Origin of the sequence: Microcoleus sp. C2D2 (assembly GCF_036702495.1) — a bacterium.
GTDB lineage: Bacteria > Cyanobacteriota > Cyanobacteriia > Cyanobacteriales > Microcoleaceae > Microcoleus.
In genome coordinates, this window is the sequence record NZ_JAUBTO010000217.1 from 1 (window position 1) to 9898 (window position 9898).

The 9898-nt window shown below is 46.6% G+C and carries 10 protein-coding genes; 5 read left to right on the forward strand and 5 right to left on the reverse strand.

Going from position 1 to position 9898, the window contains the following annotated elements; genetic code table 11:
• Window positions 1-226: 226 nt before the first annotated feature.
• The 3 genes from QUB61_RS35595 to QUB61_RS35605 all read right to left on the reverse strand — a co-directional run bounded on the left by QUB61_RS35595 (window position 227) and on the right by QUB61_RS35605 (window position 3469).
• Window positions 227-643 carry an EamA family transporter gene (locus QUB61_RS35595; RefSeq protein ID WP_333135597.1) on the reverse strand — a complete coding sequence of 139 codons (417 nt, stop codon included), beginning with the start codon at window positions 641-643 and terminating at the stop codon, window positions 227-229.
• Window positions 644-1772: 1129 nt separating this feature from the next.
• Window positions 1773-3167 carry a DUF4912 domain-containing protein gene (locus tag QUB61_RS35600; RefSeq protein WP_333135595.1) on the reverse strand — a complete coding sequence of 465 codons (1395 nt, stop codon included), beginning with the start codon at window positions 3165-3167 and terminating at the stop codon, window positions 1773-1775.
• A gap of 98 nt (window positions 3168-3265) precedes the next feature.
• On the reverse strand, window positions 3266-3469 hold the full coding sequence (locus tag QUB61_RS35605) for a hypothetical protein (RefSeq protein WP_333135594.1): 204 nt from the start codon (window positions 3467-3469) through the stop codon (window positions 3266-3268).
• A 485-nt stretch (window positions 3470-3954) separates the two neighbouring features.
• Here QUB61_RS35605 and QUB61_RS35610 point away from each other — a divergent pair, with 485 nt between their 5' ends.
• The 4 genes from QUB61_RS35610 (at window position 3955) to cysS (ending at window position 7220) form a co-directional block, all read left to right on the forward strand.
• On the forward strand, window positions 3955-4326 hold the full coding sequence (locus QUB61_RS35610; RefSeq protein ID WP_333135592.1) for a hypothetical protein: 372 nt from the start codon (window positions 3955-3957) through the stop codon (window positions 4324-4326).
• Window positions 4326-4781 (forward strand): hypothetical protein, encoded by a 456-nt coding sequence (locus QUB61_RS35615; RefSeq protein ID WP_333135590.1) that lies wholly within the window; start codon window positions 4326-4328, stop codon window positions 4779-4781. Before QUB61_RS35610 ends, QUB61_RS35615 begins: the two co-directional genes overlap by 1 nt.
• A 193-nt stretch (window positions 4782-4974) precedes the next feature.
• Window positions 4975-5550, forward strand: coding sequence for a Uma2 family endonuclease (locus QUB61_RS35620; RefSeq protein WP_333135588.1), 576 nt, complete (start codon window positions 4975-4977; stop codon window positions 5548-5550).
• A gap of 71 nt (window positions 5551-5621) precedes the next feature.
• Window positions 5622-7220: a cysteine--tRNA ligase gene (cysS, locus tag QUB61_RS35625; RefSeq protein WP_333135586.1), complete on the forward strand. Its 1599-nt coding sequence runs from the start codon at window positions 5622-5624 to the stop codon at window positions 7218-7220.
• Between the two features lie 91 nt (window positions 7221-7311).
• Here the strand turns inward: cysS and QUB61_RS35630 are convergent, their stop codons facing one another.
• Window positions 7312-7458 (reverse strand): hypothetical protein, encoded by a 147-nt coding sequence (locus tag QUB61_RS35630; protein ID WP_333135584.1) that lies wholly within the window; start codon window positions 7456-7458, stop codon window positions 7312-7314.
• Between the two features lie 26 nt (window positions 7459-7484).
• Window positions 7485-8435 carry an alpha/beta hydrolase gene (locus QUB61_RS35635; protein ID WP_333135582.1) on the reverse strand — a complete coding sequence of 317 codons (951 nt, stop codon included), beginning with the start codon at window positions 8433-8435 and terminating at the stop codon, window positions 7485-7487.
• A gap of 144 nt (window positions 8436-8579) precedes the next feature.
• Here QUB61_RS35635 and QUB61_RS35640 point away from each other — a divergent pair, with 144 nt between their 5' ends.
• Window positions 8580-9692 carry an AI-2E family transporter gene (locus tag QUB61_RS35640; protein WP_333135580.1) on the forward strand — a complete coding sequence of 371 codons (1113 nt, stop codon included), beginning with the start codon at window positions 8580-8582 and terminating at the stop codon, window positions 9690-9692.
• Window positions 9693-9898 lie beyond the last annotated feature (206 nt).

Below are 9898 nucleotides of genomic sequence, written 5' to 3' on the forward strand. Positions count from 1 at the left end.
GGGGCGCCCCGCCCGCCCTTTTTGGCCGGGCGGGACGCCCATCCCACAAACTTGTGGAAGTTATTTAATTCTCATTCCTTAGTGTTGCTATGACCCAGAGCTGAATGACGGTGAGTGGTAGAAGTGGATGGCGCGGTGCGATTTTCTCAAGCAGAATGACGATAGCGGCGATAAGTAAGGCACAAATAAGCATCCAAACTGCGCCTATCGGAGGGGGCCCGTTCTGTCAACTCACGATCCCGATGCCAGTGAAGGAGAACGCAGCAGCTAGGATAGCTATCAGCGATAGGCGACGGTAGAATACTACCTCGAACAGTGTTATCAAGATTACTACCAGTCCCAAGGTAAATGAGGCTTGGTTGGCGGCGATCGTCTCAAGTGCCATTGTCTGGGTAACAAAGGCAGCAAACATTAACAGTCCGAGGATTGCGCCGTCACGTACCAACTCTCTGTTCAGGTTGCGAGCGAACGGCGCAAAGACTACTGCTCCGATAGTGAAGCGACTTGCTATTTGCACAAATGGCGAAACGGTACTGATGACTTCTGCGATCGCCACAGGCATCGAGGGCCAGATTAGGCTCGCCACAATCATCAACACAATGCCTTGGAAATGTTCGCTATTTTTGGGAACTGGTGCGGTCATAAGTAGGCGGATTTGACACTCCCCGACTATCAAGGTGCGAGGATTCTTAATTCAGCGACTAACCTTTAAGTGTTGCGTCATGAAAGGCAATATTCAGACCTTTTAACCGTAGAAAACTACCAATTAACGAGCCTGAGCAAGCAGCCACCAAGCGCGGGTCTATCTCCCAAAGCGTACTAGGATATTTACAAGCGAGTTTGGGTATGCCCTACCCTACTTAACAATCCTAAAAGAATAGTTTGTTTTAACTGGTTTAAGGTTTAATTCAACCTCTAGCTGTTTAAAGAGTTTTCGCTGCTCTGCGTCCCCCGGTTTATACCTAAAAGTGTGTCTTAACTGTTTCACGAGGGTATTGCGAATTCAACCTAGACTTTTATAGTCAATCACAAATATAGGAACTTACTGGACTTTTTGAAAGAAGTTTTAAGAAATTAAAGCCGTCCTAGAAGGACAGGGTTTTAAACCCAAATTTTTGATAAATAAGCATCGCTAGGTAAAGGAATGTAAAGCCTGGCAAGGCGGGCACCCCCCTCGCAACTGATTCAAAATGCGGGGTGTACGCTGCTGTAATTACCACCATATTCTCGCCTACCTTAACAAGATTGAGAAATATTGGTATTGGTTAAAAAGTCGAATCCGCAAAAAACTCTCCTCAGTTTGATTGTTTGCGTTCTGGCCATTGAAGATGTCTTATATCATTTCCGGTTACACCGGAATGATGTTGACTGTTGACTGTTGACTGTTGACTGTTGACGCCGTGAACAGTCAACCGTCAACAGTGAACTCGAATTTACTATTCCGATGCTAACGGATTTGATATTACGCTTCGCCTCCTAAGCACCTTGGCGGTTGCTATATCTATATTTATCCCTACTTTTTAGAATTGGTATAACTTTTGTTGCTCCTGGGATCCACGAGCTATTTTGCTATAAAAACTCGGTTTATGAGTAAGTCCTAAATACAAAAAACACCGCTCCTCAAAACAGGAGAACGGTGTATAGGGGGTGTTATGGGTTGTTGTCTGGAATTAAGATTAACAAATCACGATCTGCTGAGGCTATACCTTGTGATGGTTAACAAATTGGCACAAACCTGCACGATCGCCCTAGTAGCGATCGACCGCGAGCGATTAGCCCAACCATTCCACAACAGCATCTTCCTTGGTATTGGTGTGCCGTTCTGGGGTTTCGCGCTCGAATTTCATGTGGATGGCGCGGTTTTGTTCGCCGTCTGCTGCTACTGCAAAAATCGGATAGTCGATTAAGCCGTCTTGGAAAGACATCTGGAAGCGGAAAGTGCCGTCAGCATTGAGTTTAATCGGCTGTCCGCCTACGTAGACGGTGGCGTCGGGCTCGGTGGCGCCGTAGACGATCAGTTCGGCGTCAGCAACTAACCAGAACTGGCGGGGGCGCATCGGGGCGGCGAAGCCAACTCCCGACATACCGACACCCGACATACCGACACCCGACATGGTGAGGCCGGACATACCGACACCCGACATGGTGAAGCCGGACATACCGACACCCGACATGGTGAGGCCGGACATACCGACACCCGACGCGGTGAGGCCGGACATACCGACACCCGACATAGTGAGGCCGGACATGGCGCTTGCCGCCCACATTCCGACGCCGGAGGGGAACACGTAGGAACTGATAGCTTGTTCGTGGATGCCGACTTGCTGGACAGAACCGGCGACGTGCTGCATGGAACCGAAGATAGAACCCGCTACGCGCATGGCTTCGGCAGATTCTGCCATGCCGAAGATTTGTTCGTAGATGGCGTTGTTGCTGCTAAAACCAGCGCCATTGACTGCTTGTGCAATTTTCTTGGCCGGAGGAACCAGTTCGGCGAAGGTTTTTCCAGACAAGTCTTCTTCCCAGTCGAGGGTGATGAATTGATCTTCAATCCAGTCGCTGGGATAGACGGGAGGAACGCGGACTTGGGCCGATCGAGCTAATATCAACCAGCGGCCGTCTGCGCAGCGGTAGCCGATGTCGATCGCGTAGTCCCGATCGCTAACGGGGATTGGCACGTACCATTCCCGCGCCAGTTCGTCGCAGGGATATTCTTGAATGCTGTGCGGGCTTTGAATTTCGAGGTTAACATCTGTAACGTCGTAGATCCGCAGGGCTAGTTGCTGTCCTCCTTGGCGACGCAATTCTTCTTTGCGATCGTTGGGAATATCCCAGTAAGTGTAGGCCCATTCTGGGTCGCGGGGCATTAAAACAACCCGGCTTTCGCCGTAGCCGTTGGGCAAATCTGCTAAACCTTCATCTACAGACGACAGAGAACCACCTGTTCTATCTTCTTGACCGAGTTCAAACTTTGCTGCTTCCACTGCTTCTTGTGCCTCTAGTTTGCGAGATGGACTGTATGAAAATTTGGTGCGCTGAATTTCTTGAATTGATGCCAGGAGTTGCGATTTCCGCATCCGGCTGTAGCGAGAGACTCCACATTCGCTAGCAACTCTGCGGAGTTGTCGCAAAGTCATCTCTTCTAATGGTGGGCGTTCTTTTGCCATGAGTTTGTTCTCCACTAATTTGGGATGGCGGGTTAGATTTTTCCTCTCAACACAAATGTGTTGACTTTTTGAGTTAGAAACTCTTTTAAAGGCCAATATTATCGAGCTTCCAAATCTCTCCAACCTTTGAAGCCTTGCTTGTTTTTAGCTTGTCTTTTCCCCAATGCGATCGGGGGTTTTGACTTCTTGGCTTCTGCGCGCACCGTCCGATCTAAATAAAACTTTTCTGTCGATTCTTGATTCACAAGATCGATTTTGTGAGTGCGATCGGTGCTGCTAGCAACGCTGTGCTGGCAGCACACGCGCTATTCGACTCCCAGAGCTGCTTAGCTTAATCCAAGCATTTCTTTGGGATCGCTTTGTCATGACTTAATGTTGCAGACAAGTTGCGATCGGGTCAAGGGGTCTTTTGCCTCAATCATGGGTACTTATACGCATTTTCGTGATTTTGGGGATCAATATGTCAGGGAATCTTGACATTTGCGAGATTTGGGGGATCGGTGCGGTCGCGAATGTCAGGATTTGATGACATATGGCGATAGGGGCTTTTGATGGGTTTGGAGGGTGGGGGCGATCGTTTAGAATAGATATGTCAGTCCTGGATGTACTCCGACCTTAATAACCGGGTTTTTACCGAATCTGCGATGCTCTAACGAAGTATTTTCGTAAAAAACCCGGTTTCTGGGTCTTGATGCGTAAGCCTTATATGTCTTTGGGAATATGACAAACTGCAAGACTTTCAGCAGAAAATTTACTTACCGCAAATAGCCCTTAGCTATCAACTAATATGGCAACAAATATCAACAACAAAACAGCCGAATGTTTTATCCGAGAAATGGATGCAGCTTTAGATATTGGCGATTGGCAAACTGCCCAGGAGATTTCCATAGAAGCGGCGCGTCATTACCCGGATAATCGAGAAATTTATCGGTATGCTTACATTCTCGCTCCGTCAAAAGTTACCGTTAGTCCAAGCGATCCAGAAAAGCGTAAAAATATTCAAGCCAGTCGCCAGTGGATGAGAAAAAACTGGCAAAAATATCGCGGTAACTGGGTAGCAGTAAAAGCGGGTGAATTATTAGCGACAGCCAAATCTTTTGATGAATTGGTTGTACAGCTAGAAAAGACACAGGGTACATTGTTAACGGTCATTCATTAATGAGTTTACTGCTATTTCCAGATGGAGAGTATTTTGCTATCGGAGCGATTAATTACGCTTATCGTCCCGCCATTACCAGCGATACAACAAATCGAATCATCATTGTTGTTTATGTCGAAGATAGTATCACAGAAGCCGTTCTTGATACTGGTGCGCCCTACCCAATAATCTCACCAAAAGTTGCCAAACAAGCTGGTTTAGATAGAGTAGAGCCGCTAGAGAGAAAAACAATGTTAGTAAGAGGAATGCGGCTAGAAGGGAGTATTATTCGCTTGAACATAACTTTACCTGCTGATGAGGGAGAGGATTTAACAGTGGATGCTACAGCTTTTATTCCTGATGTTGAGGAATACTGGGGAGATTTTCCTTGTTTTATCGGTCAAATCGGTTTTTTGGAAAGGATTCGTTATGCTGTCGATCCGGCTACTGATACATTTTATTTTGGTACGCTTTAAGAGTAAACTAAATAGAGAAATTGGAAGAACTGACTATATATTTTTCGGCAAATAGGGTAAAAACTATTGTTTAAAAACGATGGGGAGTTTCACAAAAAGCTATTATTGAGTTTGATCGGCCTTGGCAGATTATTGAATTTGCTGTATTCGGTTCTGTACAATAGGTAATAGCCTATGCGCGAGACTGCACAGTATGCTCAACAACACCATTACCCTTCCTCAAACCTTCAAAGTAACTCACGAACAGTTCCAGCAAATTGCTGCCGTCAACCGTGACTTAAGGCTAGAGAGAACTGCTACAGGAGAATTAATCGTGATGCCGCCCACTGGAAGCGAAACAGGCAATCGAAACCTAGATATTTCAGGACAACTCTGGCAGTGGAATCGCCAAACCAAGCTGGGAATAGCATTTGACTCTTCTAGCGGTTTTCAACTGCCCAATGGTGCCGATCGCTCCCCAGATGCCTCCTGGGTTAAATTAGAACGGTGGCAAACTCTCACACCCAAACAACAACAAGGTTTCGCTCCCCTCTGTCCAGACTTCGTTGTAGAATTGCGTTCTAAGTCTGACAACCTGGAACCATTGCGGGAAAAAATGCGGGAATACATGGCAAATCGAGCAAGTTTGGGGTGGTTAATCGATCGCAAAAATAAGAAAGTCGAAATATACAGACAAAATCAGGATGTGGAAATATTAAATAATCCCAGCACTTTGTCAGGGGAAGATGTGTTACCGGGATTTGTCTTAGATTTAACAGATGTTTGGTAGTGACACCGAAAGATTCACCAACAGCAATATAATAAATTAAAGCAGTACGTCAATCCCAAATCTCAAATCCCATGCCCCTAACGCTTTACAACAGCTTGACCCGTCGCGAATCACCTTTTGAACCCCTCGAACCCCCAAAAGTGCGGATGTATTGCTGTGGCGTTACGGTGTACGACTACTGCCACGTCGGCCATGCGCGCGCTTACATAGTTTGGGACATGGTGCGGCGCTATCTGATGTGGCGGGGATACGATGTCCGCTACGTGCAGAATTTTACAGATATTGACGACAAAATTCTCGATCGCGCCCGCGAAACGAATTCCACAATGGAAGCCGTGGCGGAACGCTTCATCCATGAATATTTCGTAGATATGGACAAGCTGAATATTCTCAGGGCCGATGAATATCCCCGCGCCACCCATACAATGGACGGCATTAAACGGCTGATTCACGAATTAGAAAATAAAGGTTATGCCTATGCTTCCAGCGGCGACGTTTACTACAACGTGAGGCAGTTTGCCGATTACGGAAAACTTTCCGGCCGCAAGTTGGAAGAAATGCAGGCCGGGGCTAGCGGTAGATTGGAAACCGCAGAAATAGAAGCTCAAAAAAAGCAAGATTCCTCTGATTTTGCCCTGTGGAAAAGTGCTAAACCGGGAGAACCTGCTTGGGATTCATCTTGGGGAAAAGGTCGCCCCGGATGGCACATCGAATGTTCGGCGATGGTGCGCGATTGCTTGGGCGAAACAATTGACATTCACTGCGGCGGTTCCGATTTAACTTTTCCGCACCACGAAAACGAAATTGCTCAATCTGAAGCCGCGACTGGCAAGTCACTTGCTAATTATTGGATGCACAATGCTTTTGTGACTGTCAACGGCAAAAAGATGTCGAAATCTTTGCACAATTTTATTACAATTCGCGATTTGTTGGATGGGAATTGGTCGGGTGATTTGGAATCTCACCCCCCCCAGCCCCCCCTTGGTAAGGAGGGGAGTAAGAATGAATCTCACCCCCCCCAGCCGCCGCTTGGTAAGGAGGGGAGTAATAAGGAAGGAAGCCAGAAGTCAAAAGCGGTAGAACCGATGGCGGTGAGGCTGTTTGTGTTCATGGCGCAGTACCGCAGTCAAATTGATTTTACCGAAGAGGCGATCGCCTCCGCTAAAAATGGCTGGCACACTCTTAAGGAAGGCTTACTTTTTGGCAGTCAACACGGCTCTAAACTGGGTTGGGAGGTTGAGAAAATTGATAAACTGACTGGAGAAGATAACATATTAGTCCAGCAATTTCAAGCAGCTATGGATAATGATTTAAATACTCCCGCTGCTTTGACTGTGCTGTTTGAATTAGCCAAGGAATTGGGCAAGGAAGGCAATGTTTTAGTACATCAAGGCAAAACAGAAATTTCGCCGGAATTGTTGCAGCAAAAATGGGTAACTTTGGTAACTTTGGCGGAGGTTTTGGGTTTAGAAGTTGAGCCGGAAAGTGATAGCAATGATGCGGCTGGCGGTTTGAGTGATGGGGAAATTGACGCGATGATTCAGCAGCGGAAAGATGCCCGAAAAGCTAAGAATTTCGCCGAGGGCGATCGCATTCGCAACGAACTCAAGGATCGGGGCATTACTCTGATCGATCAAAAAGATGGTACAACAATTTGGCACCGCAGTTGAAATTTAGAGTTTTTTAACCGCAGATAAACGCGGATGAACGCAGATAAAATTCCATCCGCGTTCATCTGTGTTCATCTGCTGATATCTGCGGTTAAAAACTCCCATTGACAAACTCCGCAACAGCCGCCACAAATTCTGCCGTTGATTCGTAGGGCAAAACATTCCGCAGTTGAAATTTAGAGTTTTTTAACCGCAGATGAACGCGGATGAACGCAGATGAAATTCCATCCGCGTTCATCTGTGTTCATCTGCTAATATCTGCGGTTAAAAACTCCCATTGACAAACTCCGCAACAGCCGCGACAAATTCTGCCGTTGATTCGTAGGGCAAAACATTCCGCCCCGGTATCAATAAACCTTCCGCATTGGGAAAGTTAGCCAAATATTGCGCTAATCTTTCATCCGGTTTCTCTTCCTTACCCGCTTGACTGATGCTTGAGGCTTTTTCTCCCATCACAACGAGTGCGGGCCGATCGAACTTTTGAATCGTGCTACTATAATCCTGGCGCCAAAACCCCGCTAAAAACGAGAAAACCGCGTGACGGCTGTCAGGATTTGCCGCCCCAGCCTGCAAAGCATCCAACCATTCGCTGTCAACTTTAGCAGCATCACCAAACAGTTGTTTCACAGAAAAAGATCGCAAAAATTCAGCGCGTCTGGCGTAGCGATAAAAAGCGTTTCCCAAGGGAGAATCTAACAAATTCCAGACAATTCTTTGCTGTCTTTTTGTCGAATGTTTGTTCATGACAGCCCAAGCGGGAGGCCCGGCGAGAACTAAGCCACCAATTAAATTTGAGCCGCTTTCCTGCTGCATTTTTGCTAAAGCCAAGGCTGCAGACAGTAAAGCACCTTGCACGAGTACGATCGCAGGTTTTTGCACTACAGTTTCCAAGAAATACTGCAACTGTGCAGCCCAATCGTCAGGATAGCAAGCCACAGCAGGCATTTCGCAATCGCCGCAGCCCAAAAAGTCGGGATTGTAAATCGGATTACTGTTCCCTGCTTTGTACCAACTCTCACAAAATCTCTGCCAAAAAACTCTTGACAAACCCACGCCTATCGGATGGATTAATAACAAAGGGATGCTCTCTTCTGTCCCAATAGTTGGGTTATAAACATCATAAGCACAGCGATAATTTTGCCATTCGTAAAACAGCGTTGGTGATTTTATAGACGAAATCGTGGATAAATCTTGGGTTGAATAGGACGGTTGCATATTATTTTTTGGTGCCGATGTTACTTTTTATTATAATATAAGTAGGGGCGGGTTTTACCCGAAATATATTTGGCAACTGAGAATATAAATAAACCCGCCCGGCGGGAGGACATAAGCGCAAATACAAACCTTGATTACTTAATCATGTCAGAACAACGGATAACTATTTCTTTACCTAACTTGCTGCTGATTGTAGGATCGTCCTTGCTGCTAGTGCTGCTGTGGCAATTGCGCAGCCTGCTAGTAATTCTGATGATATCAGTCGTGCTGGCTGCTTCGATCGTCCCGATCGTTAATTGGGCGCAAACGATGCGGGTTCCCCGCTGGCTGGCGGTGATTATGGTTTATTTAACTCTCATCGGCGGATTTACCGGGACGGTAGTGTTAATCGGCCCCACGGTAATCGAACAAATAGAGTTACTGCTGCGGCAGTTACCAGTTTATGTCGAAAGTTTGCGAACTGTGGCAACTAATGTATTGAGTCGGTTGAGCGACGATGCCCCAACCTTGGTGGGTCAGTTGGTGGACACTCAATCGCTGACTAATTGGCTGATTCGATCGAGCCAACAACTGGTTTTGCGATCGTACAGTTTAACGAGAGGCATTCTAGGCGGTTTCTTCAGCCTAGTTTTAGCCTTATTTATTTCCGGTTACATGGTTGCCGACAGCGACACATTAATTAAAAGTTTGGTGCAGTTTTTCCCGAAACCTTGGGATGCAAAATTAGCCGCACAAGCGACGCCAATCGGTCAAAGAATGGGGAGTTATATTCGCGGGCGAGTGTTAGTTTCGGGCATTTTAGGGATATTTATTACCACAGGTTTGAGCATTTTGGGAATGCCGGAATTTGCTTTAGGCTTGGGTGCGATCGCCGGTGTTACCAACTTGATTCCCTTCATCGGGCCAGTTTTGGGAGCAGTACCAGCATTAATCGTAGCCTTTGCTAAAGGCGGTTGGCTATTTGTGTGGGTATTGCTGTTATTTGTAATCATCCAGAATTTGGAAACCTACGTCCTCGATCCCTTGCTGGTTGGTTCATCAGTTGGGGTGCATCCTTTATATCAATTGCTGTCTGTCTTGGGAGGCGTTCAAGTATTGGGAATTATCGGAGCAGTAATTGTACCGCCTTGGTTTGCGGGAGTGGCAGCTTTGATTGAGAACTTATATTTAAAACCGAAGCTGAGGAGCGAACACCGAGAGGCAATAGATCGGGCTAAAAATAATTCTGACTTGCCACCTATTACACCTTCAGCGTGACAGCAGCTTACGCCTTGAGAATTCAACACAGTAGACTCCAATTGCCAGCATTCGATCGCCTCTGGGGAAATTATCTGCGTTTATCCGTGTTTATCTGCCTGACATCTGCGGTTGACTATCAATCAAAGATTCATCAGAGAAATGGGTTGAAACCCCGTCCTTTTAGGACGGCTTTACAAAAAGACTAAGATAGGATTCACCATATC